This window comes from Streptomyces sp. NPDC025651, assembly GCF_055558735.1.
The window spans coordinates 208,929-234,758 of the sequence record NZ_JBVHLZ010000003.1 but is presented as its reverse complement, the minus strand read 5'-3'; the positions used below and the strand labels follow the sequence as shown (position 1 = coordinate 234,758).

23 protein-coding genes are annotated in these 25,830 nt (G+C 71.7%); 11 read left to right on the top strand and 12 right to left on the bottom strand.

Features of this window, described 5'->3' with window-relative positions; translation table 11 throughout:
• The 4 genes from ACZ4D5_RS13285 to ACZ4D5_RS13270 form a co-directional block, all read right to left on the bottom strand.
• Positions 1 to 789 carry a GNAT family N-acetyltransferase gene (locus ACZ4D5_RS13285; RefSeq protein WP_467772463.1) on the bottom strand — a complete coding sequence of 263 codons (789 nt, stop codon included), beginning with the start codon at positions 787 to 789 and terminating at the stop codon, positions 1 to 3.
• Positions 790 to 856: 67 nt separating this feature from the next.
• Positions 857 to 1,897, bottom strand: a complete 1,041-nt coding sequence (locus ACZ4D5_RS13280) for a PhlD (RefSeq protein ID WP_467772462.1) — start codon at positions 1,895 to 1,897, stop codon at positions 857 to 859.
• Between the two features lie 137 nt (positions 1,898 to 2,034).
• The gene (locus ACZ4D5_RS13275) at positions 2,035 to 2,850 is read right to left on the bottom strand and encodes an MmyB family transcriptional regulator (RefSeq protein WP_467772461.1); all 816 of its coding nucleotides are present in this window, start codon (positions 2,848 to 2,850) and stop codon (positions 2,035 to 2,037) included.
• A gap of 434 nt (positions 2,851 to 3,284) precedes the next feature.
• The gene (locus ACZ4D5_RS13270) at positions 3,285 to 4,175 is read right to left on the bottom strand and encodes a Gfo/Idh/MocA family protein (protein WP_467772460.1); all 891 of its coding nucleotides are present in this window, start codon (positions 4,173 to 4,175) and stop codon (positions 3,285 to 3,287) included.
• 245 nt (positions 4,176 to 4,420) lie between these two features.
• Here ACZ4D5_RS13270 and ACZ4D5_RS13265 point away from each other — a divergent pair, with 245 nt between their 5' ends.
• The 4 genes from ACZ4D5_RS13265 to asnB all read left to right on the top strand — a co-directional run bounded on the left by ACZ4D5_RS13265 (position 4,421) and on the right by asnB (position 9,047).
• Complete coding sequence (locus tag ACZ4D5_RS13265; RefSeq protein WP_467772459.1) at positions 4,421 to 5,911, top strand: MFS transporter; 1,491 nt, start codon at positions 4,421 to 4,423, stop codon at positions 5,909 to 5,911.
• Positions 5,912 to 5,922: 11 nt separating this feature from the next.
• A complete protein-coding gene (locus tag ACZ4D5_RS13260; RefSeq protein WP_467772458.1) occupies positions 5,923 to 6,540 on the top strand; it encodes a TetR/AcrR family transcriptional regulator in 618 nt (205 codons plus the stop codon).
• Between the two features lie 174 nt (positions 6,541 to 6,714).
• The gene (locus ACZ4D5_RS13255; RefSeq protein WP_467772457.1) at positions 6,715 to 6,966 is read left to right on the top strand and encodes a hypothetical protein; all 252 of its coding nucleotides are present in this window, start codon (positions 6,715 to 6,717) and stop codon (positions 6,964 to 6,966) included.
• A gap of 239 nt (positions 6,967 to 7,205) precedes the next feature.
• Positions 7,206 to 9,047 carry an asparagine synthase (glutamine-hydrolyzing) gene (gene asnB, locus ACZ4D5_RS13250; protein ID WP_467772456.1) on the top strand — a complete coding sequence of 614 codons (1,842 nt, stop codon included), beginning with the start codon at positions 7,206 to 7,208 and terminating at the stop codon, positions 9,045 to 9,047.
• An 85-nt stretch (positions 9,048 to 9,132) separates the two neighbouring features.
• Here asnB and ACZ4D5_RS13245 read toward each other — a convergent pair whose 3' ends face one another.
• Together ACZ4D5_RS13245 and ACZ4D5_RS13240 are read right to left on the bottom strand one after the other, a co-directional pair.
• Entirely contained in the window at positions 9,133 to 9,417 is a 285-nt protein-coding gene (locus tag ACZ4D5_RS13245) for a plasmid mobilization protein (protein ID WP_467772455.1), read from the bottom strand.
• A gap of 238 nt (positions 9,418 to 9,655) precedes the next feature.
• Positions 9,656 to 10,411, bottom strand: coding sequence for a sulfite exporter TauE/SafE family protein (locus ACZ4D5_RS13240; protein ID WP_467772454.1), 756 nt, complete (start codon positions 10,409 to 10,411; stop codon positions 9,656 to 9,658).
• 175 nt (positions 10,412 to 10,586) lie between these two features.
• On the opposite strand from ACZ4D5_RS13240, the gene ACZ4D5_RS13235 reads away from it, so the two are divergent.
• Positions 10,587 to 11,519, top strand: a complete 933-nt coding sequence (locus ACZ4D5_RS13235) for a LysR family transcriptional regulator (protein ID WP_467772453.1) — start codon at positions 10,587 to 10,589, stop codon at positions 11,517 to 11,519.
• On the opposite strand, the gene ACZ4D5_RS13230 is transcribed toward ACZ4D5_RS13235, so the two are convergent.
• On the bottom strand, positions 11,489 to 12,724 hold the full coding sequence (locus tag ACZ4D5_RS13230) for an RNA polymerase sigma factor (protein WP_467772452.1): 1,236 nt from the start codon (positions 12,722 to 12,724) through the stop codon (positions 11,489 to 11,491). The genes ACZ4D5_RS13235 and ACZ4D5_RS13230 overlap by 31 nt on opposite strands.
• A complete protein-coding gene (locus ACZ4D5_RS13225) occupies positions 12,718 to 13,134 on the bottom strand; it encodes a YciI family protein (protein ID WP_467772451.1) in 417 nt (138 codons plus the stop codon). Before ACZ4D5_RS13225 ends, ACZ4D5_RS13230 begins: the two co-directional genes overlap by 7 nt.
• Positions 13,135 to 13,408: 274 nt before the next feature.
• Here ACZ4D5_RS13225 and ACZ4D5_RS13220 point away from each other — a divergent pair, with 274 nt between their 5' ends.
• Both ACZ4D5_RS13220 and ACZ4D5_RS13215 read left to right on the top strand, forming a co-directional pair.
• The gene (locus ACZ4D5_RS13220; RefSeq protein WP_467772450.1) at positions 13,409 to 14,653 is read left to right on the top strand and encodes an LLM class flavin-dependent oxidoreductase; all 1,245 of its coding nucleotides are present in this window, start codon (positions 13,409 to 13,411) and stop codon (positions 14,651 to 14,653) included.
• The gene (locus tag ACZ4D5_RS13215; protein ID WP_467772449.1) at positions 14,650 to 16,026 is read left to right on the top strand and encodes an MFS transporter; all 1,377 of its coding nucleotides are present in this window, start codon (positions 14,650 to 14,652) and stop codon (positions 16,024 to 16,026) included. The genes ACZ4D5_RS13220 and ACZ4D5_RS13215 overlap by 4 nt, the downstream gene beginning before the upstream one ends.
• On the opposite strand, the gene ACZ4D5_RS13210 is transcribed toward ACZ4D5_RS13215, so the two are convergent.
• A complete protein-coding gene (locus ACZ4D5_RS13210; RefSeq protein WP_467772448.1) occupies positions 15,908 to 18,076 on the bottom strand; it encodes an MMPL family transporter in 2,169 nt (722 codons plus the stop codon). The genes ACZ4D5_RS13215 and ACZ4D5_RS13210 overlap by 119 nt on opposite strands.
• 131 nt (positions 18,077 to 18,207) lie before the next feature.
• Positions 18,208 to 19,611, bottom strand: coding sequence for a dihydrolipoyl dehydrogenase (gene lpdA / locus ACZ4D5_RS13205; protein ID WP_467772447.1), 1,404 nt, complete (start codon positions 19,609 to 19,611; stop codon positions 18,208 to 18,210).
• Positions 19,612 to 19,887: 276 nt separating this feature from the next.
• On the opposite strand from lpdA, the gene ACZ4D5_RS13200 reads away from it, so the two are divergent.
• Both ACZ4D5_RS13200 and ACZ4D5_RS13195 read left to right on the top strand, forming a co-directional pair.
• A complete protein-coding gene (locus ACZ4D5_RS13200; protein ID WP_467772446.1) occupies positions 19,888 to 20,748 on the top strand; it encodes an SAM-dependent methyltransferase in 861 nt (286 codons plus the stop codon).
• A gap of 286 nt (positions 20,749 to 21,034) precedes the next feature.
• Positions 21,035 to 21,910, top strand: a complete 876-nt coding sequence (locus ACZ4D5_RS13195) for a TauD/TfdA dioxygenase family protein (protein WP_467773016.1) — start codon at positions 21,035 to 21,037, stop codon at positions 21,908 to 21,910.
• A gap of 6 nt (positions 21,911 to 21,916) precedes the next feature.
• On the opposite strand, the gene ACZ4D5_RS13190 is transcribed toward ACZ4D5_RS13195, so the two are convergent.
• Positions 21,917 to 22,426, bottom strand: a complete 510-nt coding sequence (locus ACZ4D5_RS13190) for a GNAT family N-acetyltransferase (protein ID WP_467772445.1) — start codon at positions 22,424 to 22,426, stop codon at positions 21,917 to 21,919.
• Positions 22,427 to 22,447: 21 nt separating this feature from the next.
• Complete coding sequence (locus ACZ4D5_RS13185) at positions 22,448 to 23,209, bottom strand: IclR family transcriptional regulator (protein WP_467772444.1); 762 nt, start codon at positions 23,207 to 23,209, stop codon at positions 22,448 to 22,450.
• A 108-nt stretch (positions 23,210 to 23,317) separates the two neighbouring features.
• Between ACZ4D5_RS13185 and ACZ4D5_RS13180 the strand changes: the two genes are divergently transcribed.
• Complete coding sequence (locus ACZ4D5_RS13180; RefSeq protein ID WP_467772443.1) at positions 23,318 to 24,481, top strand: acyl-CoA dehydrogenase family protein; 1,164 nt, start codon at positions 23,318 to 23,320, stop codon at positions 24,479 to 24,481.
• An 80-nt stretch (positions 24,482 to 24,561) separates the two neighbouring features.
• A complete protein-coding gene (locus ACZ4D5_RS13175) occupies positions 24,562 to 25,821 on the top strand; it encodes a CaiB/BaiF CoA transferase family protein (RefSeq protein WP_467772442.1) in 1,260 nt (419 codons plus the stop codon).
• The last annotated feature ends 9 nt before the right edge of the window (positions 25,822 to 25,830 follow it).

The window sequence follows — 25,830 nt, the reverse complement described above, 5'->3', positions numbered from 1 at the left end:
CTACGGCTGATACACGTACGGCGTGGTCGTGCAGAGCGTCGCGAAGCCGAGGCGGTCGAGGATGGGGCGGCTGTCGTCCGTGGCGTCGACCTGGAGGTAGCGGTAGCCGCGCTCGACGGCGATCTCGGCGCGGTGGGCCACCAGCGCGCGGTAGATGCCCCTGCCGCGCCAGTCCGGGGCCGTGCCGCCGCCCCACAGGCCCGCGAAGTCGGTGCCCGGGCAGAACTCCATGCGGGCCCCGCACACCGGCCGGTCACCGGCCATGGCGACGACCGCGACGATGTCGTCCGGCGTCTCGGCCAGCTGGTCGAGCACGCGCGCGGCGATGTGCTTGCTCAACTCGGCTTCGCCCTCGCCGAACGCCGCCACATGCGCCTGGGCCATGAGCTCGACACCGGCCGCGTCCGTGACCGGGAGCAGCCGGATGCCGTCGGGCAGCCCGGGGCCCGCGGGCAGGGCGGCGGCCTCGGCGACCATCACGGTCTCCACCGGATCGGCCCGGAAGCCCGCCGCGAGCAGGCGGTCGGCGAGGTCGGCGGGGTGGTCGTAGGAGTGCAGCTTCCACTCGAAGTCCCGCCCGGCGGCGGTGTAGTGGCGCACTTGCTCGGCGATCACGGCGTCCGCCGTGGACGCGTCGACGTCCGCCCACAGGACACCGTTCCAGTCGTGCGCCGATCCGGTCACCCGCACGACACCACCGGTCCGCTCGACGAGCGTCCCGGGCCCCTCGCTCTTCGCGTCGTGCCGAATCTGCCGGTCGTAGGCGGCCAGTACCGCTTCGTGATCCATGGGGATCACTTCAGCAGCGGGGCCCGGTGGCGGCAACTGGATTAACGGGCCGCGCCCATGTAACCCCTCAGGCATGCCAGCGACAGCGCAGGGCGGCCGCGGTGAAGCCGGGGCCGTAGGCCACGGCGACACCCCGTGCGTCCTGCGCGGGCGGTTCGCCGTGGGTGCGTTCGAGGACCCGGAAGATGCTGACGCCACCGAGGTTCCCCTCGTCGGAGAGGGTGGCGGTGGAGTGACGGACGTCGTGGGCGCCGAGACCGAGAGCCGTCGCCGTGTCACCGATGATGCGCGGGCTGCCGGGATGGACGACCGCGAAGTCGGGGCTGTAGGGGCCGAGCCAGTCCAGGACGGTGGGGAGCACCTCGTCGGCCGCCTTGAGGGCTCTCTTGGTGGAGTCGAAGTGGAATCCGTCCGGGGCAATGCGGCCGTGGTAATGATCGAGGCTGTCCGGCAGGACGTACTCAAGGGTGTCGTCGATGACGACCCCGGGGCCCAGGGGTGCGCTGGTGACGATCGCCGCCGCGGCCGAGTCTCCGAACAGCGCCTTGTAGATCATCGACTCGATGCTGGTGTCGTGGTGGTTGTAGACGCTGGAGATGACCTCGGCGGCCACCACGAGGACCTTGCTGCCCGGCCTCGCGGTCACGAGGTCGACCGCCCGGATGAGGGCCTGGACGCCGCCGGCGCAGGCCAGGGTGGTGAGTGCGATGTGCCGTGTGGTGGGGCGCAGGCCCAGCCGGTCCATGAGTCTGACGTCGAGATTGGGGACGGCCCAGCCGGTGCAGTGCGCCGTGACGATCGCGTCGACGTCCTGGCCGGTCAGGCCCGAGGCGTCGAGTGCGGCGGTCGCGGCGCGCTCGGCCATGGCGAGGCCGTCCTCGAAGGCGACGGTGGCACGCTCCTCGATGCCTGCCGGGCCGGCCACCGTGGGAGTGTCGACGGGGCGGGTGAAGTGACGCGTGACCACACCGCAGTTGCCCACCACGCGGAGCACCGCGCCCAGACGTGGATGATCCGGGTGATGGGCACGTATGTCGTCGGCTATCTCACCTGTGGTGACTTTGTGGTCACCGAAAACGGTCAGCGGTCTGGAGACATAGGCAGGCACGGCGTTGCTCCCACGGGCTCGGTCGGATGTGGGGGGTGCGGCACAACGTACTTCACCGCGCTGAACCCGTCGCCCCTGAAGGAGTGAGGCGTGAGAGACGTCTGTTGTGTACGGGGGTCAGATCGCCCGCATGAGTGTCAGAACGCCCGCAACATGGGCGCCCGCACATGGGCGCGCTTCTCGCCCGGGTGGAACACGAGGATGATGAGCCGGGCGCCGGGCGCCGTCATCGGCTGCGCCGCGCACATGGTGACCCAGCCCGGACCGAACTCGGCGTGCAACAGGGGGCGTTCGTCGCCGTCGGGGTGGGGGAAGGAGTCGCCGGCTCCGTAGAGAGGAGCGGCCTCCGGGTCCGCGAGGACCTCCTTCTCGATCTGCCGCAGGACCTCGTCCTCGGGCCGGGCCGCGAGCGCGGCCCGCAGCTGCGGCAGGACCAGGGGGGCCCAGGCGGTCTGCCAGTTCGTCAGGACCTCACGTCCGTCCAGGAGCATCCAGCGCATCGTGTTGGCGGGGACGTTCCTGCCGGGGAAGAGGGCCGCGAACGGCTGGTTGTAGGCGAGGAGGTCCCAGGAGGCGTCCGACACGTAGGCGATGTGCCGTATTCCTTCCACGGCCTCCTGCCACACGCCCGGTATCTCCTTCCCCGAGGTCGGGTGGAGCGGACCCGGGGGGTCCTGCAGGAGCGCGTACCTGCAGAGGGACACCCATTCCTGTTCGTTGAGGCCGAAGAGACGGGCCACGTCGCGCAGCAGCGCGGTCGGCGGATTGGGGTAATTGCCGGACTCCAGGCGGTGGTACGTCCCGAATGTGCGATGCAGCAGTTGGTCGACCTGGTGTTGGGACAGCCCTGGAGCGCGCCGGCCCTGCCCCGTGGGGCGGGCGAAGCCATGTGATTCAGGGGCAATGAGGGCGCGTCGTTCGCGGAGCAGTGCGCGGAGCGCCGTCTTGTTCATGATGGGTAATCCCTCTTGGTGCACGCCGAGTTGGAGCGTGATCAGTCTAAATATTCACATCGGCTTTGGTAGTAAACATTGCCCGAAGAAAACGATCAGTCCCTGCGGCATGATGGAGTGCGCGAGCTCGACGACCTGCAGGTTTGATCGTCGTCGGGCGCGCACGCACAACAGTGGGGCATCTTGTCCGGGGAGCCGGAGAATGGCTGAAATTCCTCGGCATTGGGTACCCCCTAGGCCTATAGAGCCGTTGTGGGAAGCGTGTGGGACGGTTGTTCGTATTCCGATCCGTGTGGTCGGAATCGGGGCAGCGCGGGACCGCGCGAACCTTCTTCCCGCACCGGTTTCGTAGGGCCACCGGCTGCGGTCGGTGCCGTCACTCGCCATTACGTAGCGGCCACGGTACCGACCGCCCGTGGGTTTCCCCGGCCGGATCACGCCGCCGCGATCAGGCCCTCCGCCTCGGCCAGGACTTCCGTGACCCGCAGACCGAACCGGACGTCGCACGGGTGCGCCACGCCGGTGCGCGCCGCCTCGGCCAGCTCGTCGACCGCCGCCAGGAAGGCATCGGTCGGTCCGTCCCACGACGGAAGCACCGCCGTGCCGCTCGTGCCGCGCAACTCCACCGTCAGACCGGCGCACTTCACCGGCGCCGTCAGACTCAGCGTCGCCGTGCTGGACGCGCCTCCCGCGTGCCGCAGGATCAGATGCGCCGTGTCCCCGGGGCCCGGCGCCGCCGTCACCGCGGTCACGTCGCCGAGTACGGGCATCAGTACCGACAGGGCGTGCGGCCCGACGTCCCACAGGCCGCCGCGGCTCGCGCGCCACGGCGAGACGGATGCCGCCGCGCCGCCGTCCGGGGCGTAGAACGAGCCGTACCAGTCCGCTCGGCCCGTGAACCAGCCGCCCGTGGCGGTCTGTTCGGCCAGCCAGGCGGAGGTGGGGGCGGCGAAGCGCAGCGTGAAGAACACCACGGACGCCACCCCGGCGCGCTCGGCCGCCTCGACGAGCTGCCGCGCGCCGTCCGGCGTCGTGGCCACCGGCTTGTCGAGCAGCAGATGGCAGCCCGCCGCCGCGGCCCGCGCGGCGAGCGGCGCCTGCACGTCGGGCGGCACCGCGAAGGCCACGGCGTCGCTCGCGGCGAACAGGTCGTCCACGTCCGCGTACGCCGTCGTCGCATGCGTGGTGGCGAGCGCTGCCGCTGCCTCGGGGCGGCGGCCCCATATGCCGCTGAAGTCGACGCCCGGGTTGTGGGCCAGGCCGGGGGCGTAGGTGGCGGAGGCCCAGGGGCCGGTGCCCACGAGGCCGATGCGGAGTCGGTTCATGGGCGGCAGTATGACCGAAGCCGCCCGAGACGGACCTCTCGCGTCCGAACCGCCCTGACCCACGCAAGGGCGGTCGAGGGTCAGGGGCGGGGCATCGGTGCGGGGGCGTGACGGACGTGACGGGCGTGCCGATTCGGGCGGAACGGTGGCATGTTCAGTGGGCACATGCCGATTTCCTGCTGGTGAATGGCCATTCACCCACTATGGTGAATTTCAATTCACCTCAGGCCGGCGGGGGAGAGTTCATGGAGGACGTCCCGATATCCGGTGATGCGCGCGGGCCTGGTCGACAGAGCGGACCGCGTGCCCGGCTGGCCGTCCCCGTCCTGGCCTTCGGCGGCACCCTCATGGCCGTCACGCAGACGGTGGTGGTGCCGCTGCTGCCCGATCTGCCCCGGCTGACCGGCAGTTCGCCGGGCGCCGTCTCCTGGCTCGTCACCGCGACGCTGCTGTCCGGAGCGGTCCTCACGCCCGTGCTCGGCCGGGCCGGCGACATGTACGGCAAGCGCCGCGTCCTGCTCATGGCCCTCGGTCTGATGGCCGCCGGATCGGTGCTCTGCGCGCTCACGTCCGCCATCGGACCGCTGATCGCCGCCCGTGCCCTGCAGGGCGCCGCCGCCGCGGTGGTGCCGCTGTCCATCAGTATCCTGCGCGACGAACTCCCGCCCGAGCGCACCGGTTCGGCGGTCGCCCTGATGAGCTCCACCGTCGGGATCGGCGCGGCGCTCGGCCTGCCGCTGGCCGCGCTCGTCGTGCAGTACGCCGACTGGCACGCCATGTTCTGGGCGACCGCCGTGCTGAGCGTCATCGGACTCGTCCTCGTGCGGTGGGCGGTGAGCGAGTCGACGGTGCGCTCGCCGGGGCGGTTCGACACCTGGGGCGCGCTGGGCCTCGCGGCCGGTCTGGTCTGTCTGCTGCTCGCGGTGTCCCAGGGCGGCCAGTGGGGGTGGGGGAGCGGCCCGGTGCTCGGTCTCTTCGCGGGCGCCGTCGTCGTCCTGTCCCTGTGGTGGCGTACGCAACTGCGCGCGGAACAGCCGCTGGTGGACCTGCGCCTGGCGGTCGGGAGGCGCGTGGCGCTGCCGCACGTGGCCGCGCTGCTCGCCGGATTCGCCTTCTACGCCAACTCGTTGGTGACCGCGCAGCTGGTGCAGGCGCCCGTGGCCAGCGGCTACGGCCTGGACCTCTCGATCGTGGCGACCGGCCTGTGCCTGCTGCCCAACGGCGTCGTCATGCTGCTGCTCTCCCCGGTGTCGGCCCGGGTCTCGACGGCCCGCGGCCCCCGGATCACCCTCGCCGTCGGCGCCGCGATCATGGCTCTCGGCTACGTCGTACGCGTCGTCGACAGCCGGGAGTTGTGGGTGGTCGTGGCGGGCGGGGCGGTGGTGGCGACCGGGACGACCTTCGCGTACTCGGCGCTGCCCACCCTGATCCTCCGGGCGGTGCCCGTCGAGCAGACCGCGTCCGCGAACGGCGTGAACGTCCTGATGCGGACGATCGGGCAGAGCGTCTCCAGTGCGGCGGTCGCCGCCGTGCTCGTGCGGCACACCTCGGTCGTCGAGGGCGCGCAGGTTCCCGCCCTCGGCGGCTATCAACTCGCGTTCGGCCTGGCCGCGACGGTCGCACTCGTCGCGTGCGCCGCCGCCCTGGCCATACCCTCGGACACGGCACCGGACGGCGAGCGACCGATCGCCGGGCGCGGGGGGTCCGCCCAGGAGACGGCTCTGGAGGGAAGGTGACCGTGGTGGACATGACGGTGGAGGAAGGCGTGACCGCGGGGTCGGGCGCCACCGCGCGGACGGGCGCGCCCTGCGCCTCCGGCCGCCGCGACGCGGAGGCGACCAAGGGGGCCATCGTCCGCGCCGTCCGGCATCTCCTCGCGCGGCACGCGCACGGCGACATCACGCTCAAGGCGGTGGCCGAACGCGCCGGTGTGAGCGCGCCGTTGATCCTCAAGTACTTCGGCAACAAGGACGCGCTGTTCTGCCAGGTCATGTCGTTCGAGACCGACGCGGACGAGTTCTTCGCCGCGCCCGTCGAGGAGCTCGGCCGCCACATGGTCCGCCACCTGCTGACCGGTCAGGCCGAGCGGGGCGCCGACCCGATCCTGCGCATCGTCTTCGCCCCGCTCCACGGCGAGCAGGGCGACATCCTGCGCGCCAACTTCCGTGCGCAGGTGGTCCAGCGGCTGAGCGAGCGGCTGCCGGGGCCGGACGCGGGGCTGCGCGCCGAGCTCGTCGTCGGCATGCTGATCGGCCTCGGCGTGATGTACGGCATCGCCCGCGGCCCGCATCTGCGCGCCGCGGAGATCACCGAGCTCACCGACCGGTACGCCCCCGGGGTGCAGGCGCTCTTGACCCCGCGGTGAACGGCGCGGCGTCGGTCGTACGTCGGTGCGCGCCGCGCCGCCGACCGGGACGAGCGCTGGCGGGCCTTCCTCGCCCCGTACCCGGCGGCCGCGGCCACGCCGCGCGCCCGGATCCTCGCCGCCTTCGACGCCTCGCGGGACTGGGCCGAGGGGCACCTGACCGAGGGCTGCGGCATGGTCGACGCGCATGCCGAGATCAGTGACCCCGCCCATCTCGCGTACCCGGTCATCGCCGGGCAGAAGGCGTGGACGCTCGCGCTCTTCACGGATCTCGTCGCGGAGATCGTCCCGCGGCGCGAGGCGGAGCGTCTGGGCCGGACGCTGATGCTGCTGCACGAGGGCGGTCTCGTGGCGCACGGTCTGCACGTCTTTCCCGGCGCCATCGAGCAGGCCCGCGACGAGGTCGAGCGGTTGCTGGATCGTTGACAAGACTTTGCCCGTGGCCGGAATGTTTCCTTCCGTGACGTGGGCCGCTCCCGTGCCGGCGCGGTGGGTGGGTGTGTCCTGCTCGCCGCGTGCTCTCTGGCCTTGGTAAAGCACGGCCGAAACCGCGGGGGTCGGCCGGGGCGGTCGTGTTGCCGGGACGTTGACCGTACGCAATCGGAGGCGCACGCTCCTTGCATAGGTGCTAGATACATCTAGTTCGCCGAGCGGAAGGAAAGCGCATGTGCGGCATTACCGGCTGGGTCTCCTTCGACCGTGATCTGACGGCCGAGTCCACCACCTTGGACGCGATGACGGAGACGATGTCCTGCCGCGGTCCCGACGACCGCGGCACGTGGACCGGCGGACCCGCCGGGCTCGGGCACCGCCGGCTGGCGATCATCGATCTGCCCGGCGGGCGCCAGCCCATGACGGTCGAGACGCCGTCGGGCACCGTCGCGATGGTCTACTCCGGCGAGACCTACAACTTCACCGAGCTCCGGCGCGTACTGACCGGCCGCGGCCACCGGTTCACCACCGAGTCCGACACCGAGGTCGTGCTGCGCGGCTATCTCGAGTGGGGCGAGGCGCTCGCCGAGCGGCTGAACGGCATGTACGCCTTCGCGATCTGGGACGCCCGCCACGACAGGCTCGTCATGGTCCGCGACCGCATGGGCATCAAGCCCTTCTACTTCTACGAGACCTCCGACGGCGTCCTGTTCGGCTCCGAGCCCAAGGCGATCCTCGCCAACCCGCTGGCCCGCGCCCGCGTCACCCTGGACGGCCTGCGGGAGGTCTTCGCCACGGTCAAGACGCCCGGCCACGCCGTGTGGGACGGCATGCGCGAGGTCGAGCCCGGCACGGTGGTGACCGTCGACCGCTCGGGGCTGCGCCGGCACGTCTACTGGAGCCTTCGGACGCGCCCTCACACCGACGGCCGGGACGCGTCGATCGCGAAGGTCCGCGAGCTGCTCGACGACATCGTGCGCCGCCAGCTCGTCTCGGACGTGCCGCGTTGCACCCTGCTCTCCGGAGGCCTCGACTCGTCGGCGATGACGGCGCTCGCCGCGCGCCGGCTCGCTGAGGCGGGCGAGACGGTGCGCAGCTTCGCCGTCGACTTCGTCGGCCAGACCGACAACTTCGTCGCCGACGAACTGCGCGGCACGCCCGACACCCCCTTCGTCCACGACGTCGCGAAGTCGGCGGGCACCGAGCACCGCGACATCGTCCTGGACTCGGACGCGCTCGCGGACCCCGAGGTGCGGGCCAAGATGATCCGCGCGCGGGACATCCCCATGGGCTTCGGCGACATGGACGCCTCGCTCTACCTCCTCTTTCGCGCCATCCGCGAGCACTCCACGGTCGCGCTGTCCGGAGAGTCCGCGGACGAGGTGTTCGGCGGGTATCTGCAGTTCTTCGACGAGGAGGCGCGCGCGGCCGACACCTTCCCCTGGCTGGTGAAGTTCGCCAACCACTTCGGCGACGACGCCGGGATCCTGCGCCCCGACCTGAACGCCGCGCTCGACCTGCCCACGTACGTCAAGGAGAGCTACGCGACGGCCGTCGCCGGGGTCCAGCGCCTGGACGGCGAGAGCGACTTCGAGTACCGGATGCGGAAGATCAGCCATCTGCACCTGACCCGCTTCGTGCGCCTTCTGCTCGACCGCAAGGACCGCGCGAGCATGGCCGTCGGCCTGGAGGTGCGCGTGCCGTTCTGCGACCACCGGCTGGTCGAGTACGTGTACAACACGCCCTGGGCGCTGAAGTCCTTCGACGGCAGGGAGAAGAGCCTGCTGCGCGAGGCGACCGCCGATGTGCTGCCGCAGTCCGTCTACGACCGGGTGAAGAGCCCCTATCCCTCCACGCAGGACCCCGAGTACGCGGTCGCCCTCCAGGGGCACGTCAAGGACCTGCTCGCCCGGCCCGGGCATCCGGTGTTCGACCTCGTGGACCGCGAGGCGGCCGCGCGGGCGGCCGAGGCGAGTGCTCCGCAGATCACCCAGCCGTCCCGGCGCGGCCTGGAGCGGACGCTGGACCTGGCGCTCTGGCTGGACCTCTACAAGCCGGAGATCGTCCTCTCCTGAGGCATGGGCAGCCCTCTCCCTGAGTGCCGCCCGCTCCTCGCCGCTCGTCCGTGCTCTCCGGTCCACCGCCCTCCGTGCTCTCCGGTCACCGCCCTCCGTGCTCCTCGGGCTCCGCCGAGGCGGCGAGGGTGTCCAGGAAGCGCTGGAGCGCGGGCGTCCCGTCCGCGTCGAGGCTCCGCTGGATCGGGGGCACGGTCGCCCCGCGCCGGGTGTCGGAGGCCCGGCACTGGCCGGGGTGCTCCGCGGCGCGGACGGTGACCGCGCGACGTATGAACTCGGCTACCGGCACCCCGAGTTGGTCCGCGTGCCGCAGGAGTGCGGCGTACTCCTCGGGCGTGAACAAGACCTGCACAGGCTTGGCACCGTCCATGGACGCATGATGCCGCTCGGGCGTGTGTGACGCGGTGCGGTTGGCATATTCGCCCTCGAAGGCGTGAAAACAGGGGAAGAAGCCGTCATGAACGCGGTGTGACCCCGACCGGACGGGGGAATCTCGGTCGGGGCCACATCATGTTCAACGATAAACCATAGGGTGGTGTTCCCAGGTGGGGGGCCTGCGCGTGTGAGCTGCGTTACCCGGGGGCGCTCTCTCCGGCGGCCCCCGGCCGCTACCGCGCCAGCATGACCACCGACGCCGTGACCCCGACCACGACGATGAAGGCGCGCATCGCCGTGGGCGGCAGGCGGCGGCCGTAGCGGGCGCCCACCAGGCCGCCGAGCGTCGAGCCGAGGGCGATCAGGCCCGCCGCCGCCCAGTCGATGTCGGCGACCACGATGAAGACGACCGCCGCGACGCCGTTCACGATCGAGGCGAGGACGTTCTTCGCGGCGTTCAGGCGCTGCAGGTCGTCCTTGAGGAAGGTGCCGAACAACGCCATGAGGAGCACGCCCTGGGCCGCGCCGAAGTAGCCGCCGTAGACACCGGTGGCGAGGACGCCGCACCACATGGGGATGCCGCCGTCGCTCCTTCCTCCGGTCTTGCGGTCCGCCAGTCTGCGGCTCAGCCAGGGCTGCAGCAGGACGAGGACGCACGCGGTCAGGATCAGGGACGGCACCACCGCCTGGAACGCGTCGGCGGGAAGCTTCAGCAGCAGCAGCGCGCCGATCAGGCCGCCGATCAGTGATGCGGTGCCGAAGCGGAGCAGGCGCTTGGACTGGCCCTTCATCTCCCTGCGGTAGCCGTACGCGGCGCTGAGCGTGCCCGGCACCAGGCCGAGGTTGTTCGACACATTGGCGACCACCGGTGGGAAGCCGAAGGCCAGCAGGGTGGGGAAGGTGATGAGGGTGCCCGAACCGACCACGGCGTTGAGTCCGCCGGCCGCCACACCGGCGACCCCGACGGCCACCATCTCCAGCGCTTCCACGCGTCACCCTTCCTGTGGAGTCGAGTCGGCCCGTGCTCCGGGGCCGTTCCGTGAACCCCGGGTCGACGCCCGTCGCCGGGTCGCCGCCCGGGCCGTCAAAGATCTTGGGCCACGGTGAAAACCCAAGTCAATCCTCGGGTTTTCTTGCATCCCCCCAAGGGATAACTTCATCCCCGTGACACTCGACGACCTCCGCGTCTTCATCGCGGTCTGCCGCGCGGGCAGCCTCAGCGCCGTCGCCCGCGACCTGTCCTGTACGCAGTCGGCCGTGAGTCAGCACGTCAAGCGCCTGGAGCGGGAACTCGGCGTGAGCCTGCTCGAACGGCACGCGCGGGGTGTGGTGCCCACCTCGGCCGGGCGGATCCTGCAGGCCGCCGCCTCCGACGGGATCGGCGGCATCGATCTCGCCGTACGCAGACTGCGCGAGCAGGTGCGCGGCGACGGCGGCGCGGTGCGGATCACCACAGGGGCCACCTCCGTACGGCACTTCATGGCCGAGGCCGTCGTCGCCTTCCGCGACCGCTACCCGCGCGTCAGCCTGGAGTTCCAGACCGTCAGCTCCAACCGCAGGAGCTTCGACGCGCTCGCCGCCGACGACCTCGACCTCGCCTGGATCACCCTGGGGGAGCCGGTGCGCGGCGTCGAGCAGCGGCCCGTCGTCGAACTGCCCTGGGTCCTCGCCGTCCGTGCCGACGACCCGCTCGCCGACCGGCCGCGGGTCGACCCCGCCGAGCTGGCCACCGCGCAGCTCATCACGCCGCCGGTGAACTCCACCTCGCGCGGGCAACTCGACGCCCACCTCGGCGAGTTGGAGGTGACGCTGCCGACGGTCACCAGCGTCGCCGACTGGGACACCGCCGTCCTCCTCGCGGAGATCGGCCTCGGCCGGGCCGTGGTGCCCGCACTGCCGGGCTGGCGCGAGCACGGCCCCGCGGGGCTGCGCCTGGTCCCGGTTCCGGAACTGCCGCCGCTCTCGGTCGGCTGGGCGGTGCGCCGCTGGGACGCGCTCAGCCCGCTGGCCCGCGCATTCGCCGACACGGTCGCCGAGCACTGCGCCCCGCTCGGCCGGGTTCCCGCTCAGGCCGGGAGCCGGGCGGCGCGCGTCTGAAGGTAGCGGGCCTCGGGGCGGCTGAGAGTGCCCTGTGCCGCCAACTGGTAGGCGGCGCGGGCCCCTTCGGTGTCGCCCGCCCGCTCCAGGAGATGGGCGCGCACGGCTTCGAGACGGTAGTGCCCCTTCAACCGGTCCTCCAGCGCCGCCAGTTCGCCGAGCCCGGCCCGCGGCCCGTGCACCATCGCGTGGGCGACGGCCCGCCCGAGCTCGGCCATGGGCTCGGGAGTGCGGCGTACCAGGACGTCGTACAGGGCGAGGATCTGTGGCCAGTCCGTGGCGTCCGCGTGCTCGGCCTCGTCGTGCAGCGCCGCGATGGCCGCCTGCAACTGGTAGGCGCCGGGCGGGCCCTGGGTCAGTGCCTCCTCGACCAGCGCCGTGCCCTCGGCGATCGCCTGCCGGTCCCAGAGAGCGCGGTCCTGCTCGTCGAGCGGGATCAGCTCGCCGTGCGGCCCCGTGCGGGCGGCGGTGCGCGCCTCGGTGAGCAGCATCAGCGCCAACAGGCCCGTCACCGCCCCCTCTTGGGGCAGCAGTCGGCGGACGGAGCGGGTCAGGCGGATCGCCTCGCGCGCGAGGTCGGCGCGGTGCAGGGCGTCGCCCGAGGTCGCCGTATAGCCCTCGTTGAAGATCAGATACAGCACCTGGAGGACCACGGCGAGCCGTGCGTCGCGGTCCCCGGGCCCAGGCTGCCGGAACGGCGTCCCCTTGATCCTCCCCTTGGCCCTGCTGATCCGCTGCGCCATCGTCGCCTCGGGCACCAGATGCGCGCGGGCGATCTCGGCCGTCGTCAGACCGCCGACGGCGCGCAGCGTCAGGGCGACCTGCGCGGTCGGGCTCAGCTCCGGGTGGCAGCACAGGAACAGCAGGGTGAGCGTGTCGTCGTCCGAGGGGGCCCGGCTCTCGCCCGGCGGGGGAGCGGTGAACGTGTCGCGCGGCGTGAGCAGCGCCGCGTCCTCCTCGCGCCGGCGCCGCGCCTCGTCGGCGCGCAGCTGGTCCATGAGCCGGCGCGAGGCGACTCTGATCAGCCAGCCCCGCGGATTGTCCGGCACCCCTTGGCCGGGCCACTGCCGCGCCGCCGCGAGCAGCGCCTCCTGCACGGCGTCCTCGGCGGTGGCGAAGTGCCCGTACCGGCGCACCAGCGCGCCGAGGACCTGCGGCGCGTGCAGGCGCAGCAGGTCCTCGACCTCCGACGTACGTCTCAACATTCGCCTCCCGAGGCGTCCTGGATCGGGCGGATCACGACGGGCGGCTCGACGAGGCCCTCGGGCCCGGGGCACGCCGTGATGCGCTTGGCGATCTCGGTGACCCGGTCGAGGCTCTCGCAGTCGACCACCCAGTAGCCGGCGAGGACCTCCTTCGTCTCGCCGTAGGGGCCGTCAGTGATCACCGGGCGGCCGTCCTTGTCCTTGCTGACGAAGCGGGCCTGCGCGGGCTCGGTGAGGCCCTGCGCGTCCACGAGCTCACCGGACTCGGCGAGATCGTTGGTGATCCCGCCCATGAAGGCGAACATGGCCTGCAGTTCCTGCTCGCTCCAGGCCGGGCTGTTCCCGGAGGGCTTGCCCGCCATCGCCTCGTAGTCCGCCTGCGAGCCCTGGACCATCACCAGATACTTCATGACTTCGCTCCTCGACTGCGCCGTCACCCCTCATGGGCGACTCTCACAGGGGACGTCGGAGCGGGCGGCGCGTTCTCGACACCTCGCGGAAGAAATTTTATCGGCGGAACGGATCGGGGGCGCGGCGGAGCGGTCCACCGAAGGCTTCTCTTCCGGGACGAGGGGGGGACGAGGGGTGGCGGTGCCCGCACTTCTCGCGTGAGGGCAACGTCGACTAGCGTTCTCCCGGGCCCGCGGAGGCGTCGGGCACGGAACGTGGGGGTGGGGGGAGGACATGGCCGTCGACGTCGGGGTCTTCCTGCCGATGTTGCGGGCGGACGGGGAGGGGCAGGCCGGGGAGTTCGCCGCGGCCGCGCGCCGCGCGGAGGAGCTCGGCTTCGAGTCCGTGTGGGCGAGCGACCACCTGGCGGGGCGCGCCCCGGTGCTCGACGCGACGGTCACGCTCGCCACGGCCGCCGCGGTGACCGGCCGCATCAGGATCGGCTACGGCGTCCTGACCGCCCCCGTCCACCAGGTCGCCCCGCTCGCCAAACAGCTCGCCACCCTCCAATTCCTCTCCGGGGGCCGGCTGCTGCTGGGCGTCGACACCGGCGGCAGCGCCTGGGCACAGTGGCGCGGAGGGTTCGCCGACGCCCCCCTGCGGGCGGCGACCGGCGTGCCGTACGAAGAGCGCGACGAGCGGACCGACCGCGTGCTCGACCAGCTGCGGAGCCTGCTCGTGGGGCACCCGACGGAGGTCGGCGGCGCGGAACTGGTCCTGAAGCCGCGCGTGAACCGGCCGCCCTTCCTCGTCGGCGGCGAGTCGGACGCCGACCTGCGGCGCGCGGTCCGGTTCGGCGGCTGGTTCCCGAACCTCGCCTCCCCCGCGTACGTCGCCCGGACGGTGCCCCGCCTGACCGCGCTGGCGGCCGGGAGCGGACGCGCCGCCCGGCCGACGGTGAGCGTCGCCGTCCCGGCGGGCCTCGATGCCGTCGGCACGCGCGAGCGCAGGCCCCCGACGGACGGAAGCGTGCTGCGCCGCTACGGCATCGACGCCGAACGCGCCGCCGCCACGCAGGTCCACGGCACACCGGAGCGGGCCGCCGAGAAGATCGTCGAGTTCGGGCGGGCCGGCGTCGACCGGCTGGTCCTCGGCTTCCCCGACGCCGACTGGCGTACGCAGTACGAACTCGCCGCCCAGGCGGCGGAGTTGGCGCGGAGCGAGCTGCCGATCCGGCGGACCGCCACCGCAGGGAACCAGACCAGTTGCGGCGGCTGGGCGCGGGTCACCCTCGACGTCGGGCGCGAGCAACGAACGTACGCCTTCGTCAATCCGCTCGGCACGGACGTCCTCGACGCCGATCTCGCCGCGGCTCTTGAGGAAGGCGTGCGCGAGGGGCTCGCGGGGGAGGCCCGCACGGTCCGTGTGCACCGTGTGTGGGTGCACGAAGTCGACGCGCACGAGCGGGTGTTCCGCGAGGCGGGCCGCTCGGCCGTGCGCGAGGCGCTGGCCGCGGAGCACAGCGGCGGGAGCCGGTGACGGGCCGCGCGCCGACCGTCTCGCTGTGGGCCAACTCCAACTACCGCGTCTTTCTGCTCATCCAGACCCTGTCCGCCCTCGGGGACTCCTTCTCGTTCGTGGCGATCCCGCTGCTCGTGCTGCACGGCACGGGCTCGGTCGTCCAGATGGGTCTGGTCACGGGCCTCACCGGGGTCGCGTCGATCGTCACGGGACTCTTCGCCGGTGTGATCGCCGACCGGTTCGACCGGCGCAGGCTCCTGATGCTCGCCGACGTGGCGCGCTGTCTGCTGTACGCGCTGATCCCGCTGGTGTGGCTGTTCGCGACGCCGATGTGGGTGATCTACACGGTCGTTCCGCTCACCGGTGGCTTCGCGATGCTCTTCCAGGTGACGTACGTGACCGTGGTCCCGGCGATCGTCGAGCCCGGCCAGATCATCAAGGCCAACGCCCACCTCTACGGCTCCTTTGCCGTCGCGACGGTCGCCGGGCCCGCCCTCGCGGGCTTCGTCACCGCGGCGTTCGGCCCCGTGGCCGCCATCGGGATCGACGCCGCGACGTTCGCCGTGTCCGCCGCGGGGCTGCTCCTCGTCAAGCTGAAGCCGACGGAAGGGAAGGAAGGGAAGGAAGGGAAGGAAGGGGAGGAAGGGGAGGAAGGGGAGGAGGAGCGGAGGGAAGGCGGCGTGCGCGGCGAGTTCCTCGCGGGCATCCGCTTCCTGTGGGCGCACCCCGTCCTGCGCCCCCTGACGATCCTGCTGTCCCTGTTCATCTTCCTCACGCACGGCATGACCGACGTCATCATCTTCCGGGTCAAGAAGGACCTCGGGCACGGCGACGACACGGTGGGCTATGTGCTGAGCGCGGGCACCGGCGGCACCCTCCTCGCCTCGTTCCTGGTCGCCCGGCTGCGCAAGGGCCTTGGATTCGGGCCGAGTTGGGTGGGTGCCATCGCGCTGGGCGGTATCGGCATCGCCGGTCTCGGACTGACCGACAGCGTGCCGGTGATCGGCGCGCTCTCGGCGGTCATGCTGCTCGCCACGGGCGTCGCGGGCATCTGCTCCATGTCCCTGCGCCAGGAGGTGACGCCCGGTCATCTCCTGGGCCGGGTCACCGCGGCGTTCTGGACCACGCACTACTCGCTCGGCCCGGTCGGGGCCGCCGCCGTCACCGCGGCGGCGGCCGGATTCGGGGTCGCCGAGGTCTGTCTGGCCGTCGGCGCCGGCGTGGTGTGCGTGGCGCTGAGCGGGACGCTGACGGGGATCGTGCGGGCCGGCCCTACTGCGAGCGCCGCGCGCCGCCGACCGGCTCCTCCTGCGGGTCCGCAGGGGGAGCGCCGCCGTTTCCGTTCCGCTTCTCGTCGCCGTGACCGGGCCACCAGGCCGCGTGGCCGATGAGGGCCGTCAGCGCCGGGGTGAAGACCATCGCCATGACGAAGGCGGCGATCACGATGCCGAAGGAGAGCGAGAAACCCATCTGGGAGAGCGTCGAGTTGCCCGCGAGCATGAGCGTCGCGAACGTACCGGCGAGGATCACGCCCGCCGAGCCGATCGTCGGGCCCGAGTGGCGCACCGCCGTGCCCGCCGCGTCGTGCGGGTTGCGGCCCTCGCGGGCCTCCTCGCGCAGGCGCGACACCATGAGGATGTTGTAGTCCGTGCCGAGCGCGACCACGAACAAGTACATGATCACGGGCAGCATGAACATCAACCCGGGCTGACTGCCGATCTGCTGGAAGATCAGCGAGGTCGCCCCGAGCGTCGCGCCGAAGCCGAGCGCGACGGACAGCATCAGGTACCAGGGCGCCACCAGACTGCGAAGGAGCAGTCCGAGGATCACCATGATGGCGAGGGCCGCCACCGGGAAGACCACCGAATAGTCGCGGTCCACCGCCTTGTTGATGTCGACGTACACCGCGGTGGTACCGCCGACGAGCGCCTGCGTACCGGCCGGGGCGTCGTCGTGGGCGGCGGGGCGCAACCGGTCCTTGACGGTCGCGAGGGCCTTGTCGGAGGCCGGCGGGTCCGAGAGGATCACGGAGTACGAGGCCGTCGTACGGTCCGGGCTCAGGCGGGGCTCGGCCACCTCGCCCACGCCCCGGACACCGGAGAGCTGTTCGCGGAAGGTGGCGGCCTCGGCCGCGGTGACCGGCTTGTCGGTGGTCGAGCTGAGGTAGACCGAGGTCGGGTCGGTGGTGCCCGCGGGGAAGCCCTTCTGGAGGGTGTCCATGGCGACCATGGACTCCTTGTCCTTGGGCAGCGAGGACCCGGCGAGGTCGAAGTTGGCCTTGTAGCCCAGTGCACCGAGCGCGAGCGCGCCCATGAACAGGGCCGAGACCACCGTCCACACGGCGGGCCTGCGGGCGATCGACGTGCCGAGCCGGGCGTAGCCCGTGCCGTGCGGCTCGCGCTGCCAGGACTTCGAGGGCCAGAACACCTTCGTGCCGAGCAGCGAGACCACCGCGGGGACGAGGGTGAGCCCGGCGAGGAGCGTGACGAACACCGCGATGGCGAGTGCCGGGCCCATGGAGCGGAGCATGCCGAGGGAGGAGAGCGTGAGGGCGGCGAACGCGACGATGACGGCGCCCGCGGCCGAGGTGATGGCCTCGCCGACCCGCTCGATGGCGTGCACCATGGCGCTCTTGGAGTCCTCGCCCGCGCGCAGCGCCTCCCGGTAGCGGAAGAGCAGGAACAGGATGTAATCGGTGCCGACGCCGAACAGGACGACGGTGAGCAGCTCCTGGATGGAGGAGTCGGCCTTCATGTCGAAGGCCTTGTTGGCGGAGGCGATCAGGCCGGTCGCCATCGGCGAGATCAGGCCGATCAGGACCACCGGCAGCAGCGCGATGATGGGGCTGCGGAAGATCACGAGCAGCAGCACGATGATGATGACGATCGTGCCGACGCCGACGAGGATGCCCGCCCGCTCGGACGCGTCGCTCTCGTCGAGCGCCTGGGCGGCGGATCCGGTGATCCCCGCCGACAGGTCGGTGTCCTTGAGCTCCGGGGTGAGGTCCTCCCGCAGTTGCTTGACCGCGTCCTGCTGCGAGGTGTCCTCGGGGCTGGTGATCTTCGGCATCGCGACGACCGACGTCTGCACCAGCTTGTTGGGCGAGACCTCGCCCGGCACGACGGCCTGCACCTCGGGGATCTTCCTGGCCTGCAGGTCCTTGGAGACGCGGGCCACGTCGGCGGAGTCGGCGGCCGTCAGCTTCTGGCCGTCGGAGCGCTCGAAGACGATGATCGCGCCGATGTTCTGCTGCTTGGGGAACTCCTTCTCCTGCACGTCGGCGGCGCGAATGGACTCGTAGTGGTCAGGAAGGAAACTCGCCTCGTCGCTGCTGGACGTGAGCTTCGGCGCCAGCGAGATCACCGCGCCGGCCACCACCACCCACGCCAGGATGATCCACCAGGGGCGGCGGACCACGAATCGGCCCAGGCCTGAGAACATCGGCTACTGCCTCTCCTCGCCCCCGAGGCATCACAGTCGTGTCCCGCCCAGCATCGGCCGGAGCGGGCGGCCCCGCCACTTGAACCGCCGTATTCCGGTCACATCCGTCGTGGCGGGGCGCCCGGGCGCCGTCAGAAGTTGATCATGTGCCCGGCCAGGCCGTGCACCGCTTCCTTGACGGCCTCGCCCAGCGTCGGGTGCGCGTGGACGTTGCGGGCGACCTCGTGGACGGTGAGGTCCCACTGCTGGGCCAGGGTGAGCTCGGGCAGCAGCTCGGTGACGTCGGGGCCGATCAGGTGCGCGCCGATGATCTCGCCGTACTTCGCGTCGCTGATGATCTTCACGAAGCCGACGGTGTCGCCGAGGCCGTGCGCCTTGCCGTTGGCCTGGAAGGGGAACTTCGCGACCTTGACGTCGAAGCCCTTCTCCTTGGCCTGCGCCTCCGTCCAGCCGAAGCTGGCGATCTGCGGCTGCGAGTAGGTGGCGCGCGGGATCATCGGGTAGTCGAGTTCCATCGTCTCGGCGTCCGCGAGGGTCTCCGCCGCCACGACGCCCATGGACTCGGCGGTGTGCGCCAGCATCAGCTTCGCGGTCACGTCGCCGATGGCGTAGATGTGCGGGACGTTCGTGCGGCAGCGGCCGTCGACGTCGATCGCGCCGCGCTCGGTGAGCTGCACGCCGGTCGCCTCCAGGCCGTAGCCGGTGACGTTCGGCGCGAAACCGATGGCCTGCAGGACCTTGTCCGTCTCCAGGACCTGCTGCTTGCCGTCCTTGCCCGTGACGGTGACCTCGACCTGCTCGCCGGACTCGTCGATCGACTCCACGCGCGTCGAGGTCAGCACGTCGATGCCGAGCTTGCGGTACTGCTTGGCCAGCTCCTTGGAGACGTCCGCGTCCTCCAGGGGCGCGACGCGGTCCAGGAACTCGACGATCGTGACCTTCACACCGTAGTTGTGCAGGACGTAGGCGAACTCGATGCCGATCGCGCCCGCGCCGGCGATCACGATCGACCGCGGCAGCGAGTCGGCGAGGATCTGCTCCTCGTACGTGACCACGCGCTCGCTGCGGCTGGTGCCGGGCAGCAGGCGGGGCGTGGCGCCGGTGGCGATGATGCAGTTGTCGAAGCCGATGGTGGCGGTCGTGCCGTCGGACTTCGCCACCTGCAGCGTGTTCGCGTCCAGGAACGTGCCCCGGCCGTCGAACTCCGTGATGCCGTTCTTCTTCATCAGGAAGTGGACGCCCTTGACGCGGCCGTCCGCGACCGTGCGGCTGCGGCTGAACGCCTCGCCGTAGTCGAAGGAGACCTGTCCGTCGACCTTGATGCCGTACGTCTTCTGCTCGTGCGTGAAGAGGTGCGCCAGCTCGGCGTTGCGCAGCAGCGCCTTCGTCGGGATGCAGCCGACGTTGAGGCAGACACCGCCCCAGTACTTCTCTTCGACGACCGCTACGCGCTTGCCCAGCTGGGCGGCGCGAATGGCGGCCACGTAGCCGCCGGGTCCTGCTCCGAGCACGACGACGTCGAAGCGGTCTTCCATGGGGAGGTCCTCTCTGGGTGGTACGGATCCGGTGGTGCGGATGGCTCTGCCACGATCATGCGCCATGCGGAGGCCCGGACGGCGGCCGGGTGGGGCACACCACAGTGCGCACCGGGGCCCGTGCCCCACGCGCGGGGCCCGGACTTCTCCCCAACCGCCGTTCCCCCTGGGGCCGTTGGACTTCCGGCGGTCGGTTCACCCGAACGTGGATCACCGGATAGTGTCACGCCAAGGAACACGTTCCGTGAATCCCACGGGAGAGGTGGAGAGCGCACTGTGGCCAGTGACAACCAGCCCGAGACGGTGTCCATTCCGTCCATCCCCTACGACATCCCGACCTCGGCGCGCGCCTACGGCTGGATGCTGGGCGGCAAGGACAACTACGAGGTGGACCGGAACTTCCTGCTCTCCACCCTGCCGTCGTTCCCCGAGTGCGTCGACATCGCCCGGCAGAACCGCGAGTTCCTCTTCCGTGTGGTGCGTCATCTGACCCGCGAGGCGGGCATCCGCCAGTTCATCGACATGGGCTGCGGACTGCCCACCGACGCCAACGTCCACCAGGTCGCCCAGCGCTTCGCCCCCGACGCCCGCGTCGTGTACGTCGACATCGACCCGATCGTCCTCGCGCACGGCCGCGCCCTGCTCGCCGACGACTCCTCCACGACCGTCATCACCGGCGACATGCGGGACCAGGACGCGATCCTCGAACACCCCGACGTGGTGCGGCTCATCGACTTCGACGAGCCGGTCGCCGTGCTCTTCCTCTCCGTGGGCCACCACCTCGTCGACGCCGACGGGCCCCACCGCATCCTGCGGACCGTCATCGACCGCGCGGCCCCGGGCAGCCTCCTCGGCTTCTCGCAGGTGGTCGCCGACGACCCCGAGCGGGGCGCGGCGATGACCGCGCACATCTCCGGCGGCGGCGTCCCCTGGCAGACCCGCACCCCCGCCGAAGTCGACGCCCTGCTGGAGGGCCTGGAGCCCATCGAGCCCGGCCTGGTCAACCTCGTCGACTGGCGCCCCGACGCCGACCAGCCGCCGCTCGCGCCGGTCGACCCGGACCTCGTGCCGTACCTCGGGGCGACCGACTCCAACAAGGGGATCTACGAGTACGGGGGAGTGCTGCGCAAGCCGTGACGGAACGAAGGGCACGGTCCACGGGCTGTTGACCTGGCGTGGGAGGCCGTCCCACAATGACGACCATGATCCAGCACCTCACCGCCGCCGTACGGACGTTCAACGTCCCGTGGCGGCGCGGGTGCGAGCGATCGGGCCGCTAGCCGCACGGACTTCGCTCCGCAGCGCCGTACGCCCGCTCTCGCACCTCGAAGGATCAGACCCCATGACCGCGCCCTCCCCGGCTTCCTTCCCTTCCCTCCCTTCCACCGCTTCCCTGCGCGAAGCACGTGTCCCCGCCGACGGCATGTACGAAGGCCGCCGCACCCTGCGCCGCCTGCCCGACGACTGGCAGGAGCGTCCGTACGCACACGTCGACGTCGTGCCGCAGGGCCGCCTCATCGGCGCCGAGATCCGCGGCGTCGACCTCGCAAGGCCCCTGACGCCCGCGCTGCGCGAGGAGTTGAACCGCGCCCTGCTGGAGTGGAAGGTGCTGTTCTTCCGCGGTGCGGGCATCACCGCGGAGCAGCAGCGCGCCTTCGCCCTCAACTGGGGCGAGTTGGAGACCAACCCGCTGCTCGCGCGCGGCTCCGCCGACGACGTCGTCCGCTTCGACAAGGGCGGCAGCGCGGCACCCACGTACGAGAACGTCTGGCACGCGGACGTCACCTTCCGCGAACGCCCGGCGCTCGGCGCGGTGTTGCAGCTGCGCGAGGTGCCGCCGTTCGGCGGCGACACGCTGTGGGCGGACATGGCCGCCGCCTACGACAACCTCTCCGACGACATCAAGGAGCGCATCGACGGCGCGCGGGCCGTGCACGACTTCATCCCCGGCTTCGCCCGCTTCTACGGGCCCGAGCGACTCGCCCCGCACCAGGACCGCTTCCCGCCCGTCAGCCACCCCGTGGTGCGCACGCACCCGGAGACCGGGCGGCGGACGCTCTTCGTGAACACCTCCTTCACGACGCACATCGTCGGCATGGAACGCGCGGAGAGCGACCGCCTCCTCGCCCACCTCGTGCGGCAGGCCCATGTCCCGGAGTACCAGGTGCGGTTCCACTGGCAGGCGGGCGACGTCGCCTTCTGGGACAACCGCGCCACGCAGCACTACGCCGTCGACGACTACGCCCCGCACCGACGGGTCGCGGAGCGCGTCGCCATCGCGGGCGACCGGCCGTACTGAGCCGACTCAGGCTCCAGCCGTCGACTCCCAGCGGATCTCGCCGTCCTGGACGGTGTCGGTGGGGGTGAGGCCGGCCGCCTTCGCGACGGCGGCGGACGCCCCGTGGTCGGGACGGACGTGCGCGACGACCGTGCGCACGTCCTGTCCCGCCAGCCAGCCCACCAGGCCGCGGGCCGCCTCGGAGGCGAAGCCGCGCCCCTGCCAGGGCGTCCCGACGACCCAGGCGATCTCCGCGCGGCGGGCTTCCTCGTCGATCGTCGCCTGCACCGTCCCGACCAGGCGCGGGCGCTCGTCCTCACGGAGGCGGAGGACCCAGTTGCACCAGGAGACGCCGGGGTCGGGCGCCCCGGCGAGCATGCGGCGGTAGCGGGCGCGCAGGGCCTCGACGTCGTCGGGGGAGCCCCCGACGAAGGTGTGCAGCGCCGGGTCTCCGAGCACCCGGGCCATCTCGTCGGCGTGCTCGACGCGCAGCGGCACGAGGTCGAGGCGGGACGTTCGTATCTCGGCGGGGATCATGGGCGCATTGTGCCGGGTTCCTCACGGGTCTTCTCGGGCGCCCTGCCGCTCCGTCGCGCCGAGCCGCGCCGCGACGGAGCGGACCGCGTCCACGAGCGCGTCCGCGATGCCGGGAAGCCTCGGTGCGGTGCGCGAGGTGGGGCCCGCCACCGCGATCACCGCGCGCAGCCGCCCGTCCACCAGGACCGGACGTGCCGCCGCCGTCACGTCGGGGAGCGTCTCGCCGCGGTTGAACGCCACGCCCGTGGCGCGGACTTCGGCCAGCTCGGCCCGCGCCGCGTCCAGCGCCACCGGATCGCCGATCAGAGTGCGCAGATACGAGTCGCGCCAGGCTTGCGGGCGGTGGGCGAGCAGCACCTTGCCCGCGCTCGGCGGGTACAGCGGGCGGCGGGTGCGCAGCGGCGCTGAGTAGCGGATCAGCTGGCGCGACTCGGCGGCCGCCGCGTACACCAGGGAATCGCCCACGGCGGTGCCGAGCATGGCGGTTTCGCCGAAGTGGTCGCGCAGCGCCCCGAGCGTGGGCAGCGCGGCGCGCGCGAGGTCCGGCGAGGTTCTCGGCAGGAGGCTCCCGAGGGCGGGGCCCAGACGGTACACGCCCTGCTCCTCGACCAGATACCCGGTCGAGACAAGGCCTTTGACCAGGCCGAACACCGACGACTTGGGAGCGTCGAGGACATCGGCGAGCTCCTGCACACGGGCGCCGCCGCGTCGTGAGACGCACTCCAGGATGCCCGTCACCCGGCTCACCGTCCTGTGCTCCCTGGGGGCCCCACCCTCGCTCATGGCCCTTCTCCCTCTGCATGGTCGTGCCCTTGACCGGCGGATCCTACGACTCCTAGCCTCCCGTATATCCGACTCGGCGATCGTATATACGAACTGAGGCTGTGATCCATGGACTTCGCCCCGACCGAGGAGCAGGAGGACATCCGCCGCGCCGTCGCCGATCTCGCCGCCCGTTTCCCGGACACGTACTGGGCGGACCACGACGAACGGGCGGCGTTTCCCCAGGAGTTCTACGACGCCTTTGCCGAGGGCGGCTGGCTGGGCATGGCGATCCCCGAGGAGTACGGCGGGGGCGGGCTCGGCGTTCTTGAGGCGTCGCTGCTGCTCCAGGAGATCGCCGCGTCCGGGGCGGGGATGAACGGATGCAGCACCCTGCACCTGACCATCTTCGGCCTCAACACCCTGGTGAAGCACGGCAGTCCGGAGCTGCGCGAGGAGATCCTGCCGCGGGCCGCCGACGGCTCGCTGCACGTCTGCTTCGGCGTGACCGAACCCGACGCGGGTACGGACACCACCCGCATCTCCACCGTGGCCCGCCGCGACGGGGACGACTACGTCATCAGCGGCCGCAAGGTGTGGATCACCAAGGCGGGTCACTCCCAGAAGATGGTCCTCATCGCCCGCACGGCGCCGCGCTCCGCGGAGCGTCCCACCGACGGCATGACGCTGTTCCTCGTCGACATCGACTCCGAAGCCGTGCGGTTGAGGGCCATCCCGAAGATGGGCCGCAACGCCGTCGCCTCGTACGAAGTGCTCATCGACGGGCTGCGCGTGCCCGCGGCCTGCCGGGTGGGGCGGGAGGGGCAGGGCTTCCGGTATCTGCTCGACGGCCTCAACCCCGAGCGGATCCTGCTCGCCCACGAGGCCCTCGGCATCGGCAGGGCGGCGCTGCGCAGGGCTACCGACTACGCACGCGCGCGTGTCGTCTTCGACCGGCCCATCGGGCAGAACCAGGGCATCGCCTTCCCGCTGGCCGAGGCCGCGACCCGGCTCGACGCCGCCGAGCTCATGGCCCGCAACGCCGCCTGGCGCTACGACCGGGGGCTGCCCTGCGGCAAGGAGGCCAACATGGCCAAGTGGCTGTGCGCGGACGCCGGTTACCGGGCCGCGGACCGGGCCGTGCAGACGCTCGGCGGGATGGGGTACGCCAAGGAGTTCCATGTGGAGCGGTACTTCCGGGAGTCCCGGCTGTTGCGTCTCGCGCCGATCAGCCAGGAGATGGTCCTCACCTACGTGTCCAGCCATGTCCTCGGCCTGCCGAAGTCCTACTAGACGTCCTGAACCACCAGACCTGCTGACGAAGTCCTCTGCCGTGCCGACGAAGTCCACGTCCTACTGATGAGGTCGCACCGATGACGAATCCGCAGCCCGCGTCCGGCACACCCCGCGGCGCTTCCGGCACGGCCGGTGGCGCCCTCGCCGGACTCAGGGTCCTGGACCTGTCCCGGGTCCTCGCGGGCCCCTACTGTGCGCAGATGCTCGCCGACCACGGCGCCGACGTCATCAAGGTCGAGCCGCCGGCAGGTGACGAGACCCGGGGCTGGGGGCCGCCGTTCGTCGCGCCGGACACCTCCGCGTACTTCAGGAACCTCAACCGCGGCAAGAAGAACGTCGTCGTCGACCTGTCGGTGCCCGAGGGGCGCGAGATCCTCGACACCCTGCTGCGCGACACCGACGTCCTCGTGGAGAACTTCAAGTCGGGCACGCTCGCCAAGTGGGGTTACCCCGACGAGGAGTTGCGCAGCCGATTCCCCGCCCTCATCCACTGCCGCGTCACCGGCTTCGGCACCGACGGACCGCTCGGCGGCCAGCCCGGCTACGACGCGGTGCTCCAGGCGTACGGCGGCCTGATGAGCGTCAACGGCGAGGCGGAAGGACCGCCGCTGCGCGTCGGCGTGCCCGTCGTCGACCAGGTCACCGGGATCCTCGCCTTCTCCGGCATCCTGCTCGCCCTGCACGAACGCCGGCGCTCCGGACTGGGCCAACTCGTCGACTGCACCCTCCTGGACACCGCGATCAGCCTGCTCCACCCGCACTCGGCGTCCTGGCTCGCGGACGGCAGCGTGCCGCGGCGCACCGGCTCCGCGCACCCCTCCATCGCGCCGTACGACTCCTTCGCCGCGGCCGACGGGCCGGTGTTCGTCGCGGTGGGCAACGACCGGCAGTTCGGCGCGCTCACGGACGTACTGGGGGTGCCGGAGCTCGCGGACGACCCGCGCTTTCGCACCAACCCGGACCGCGTGCGCCATCAGCGGGAGCTGCGGGCCGCCCTGGAGAAGGCCGTCGCCGCGCACCCGCGCGCGGACCTCGCCGCGCTCCTCACGGCCCGCGGCATCCCCGCATCGCCGGTGCACGACGTCGCCGAAGCCCTGACCGCGCCCCAGGTGCGCCACCGCGGCCTGGTCGTCGAGGCCGGCGACTACCGCGGGCTGGCCTCGCCGGTGTCCCTGTCGCGCACACCCGCGCGGGTGCGGCCGCGGGTGCGGGGCGCGGGGGCGGACACACGACAGGTGCTGGAGGGGGCGGGGTACGGCGACGAGGCGATCGACCGGGCTGTGGAAAACGGTGTCGTACGTGCTGCCGACGAGGGCCCGAGCTGCGACGACGGGTGATTGTCAGTG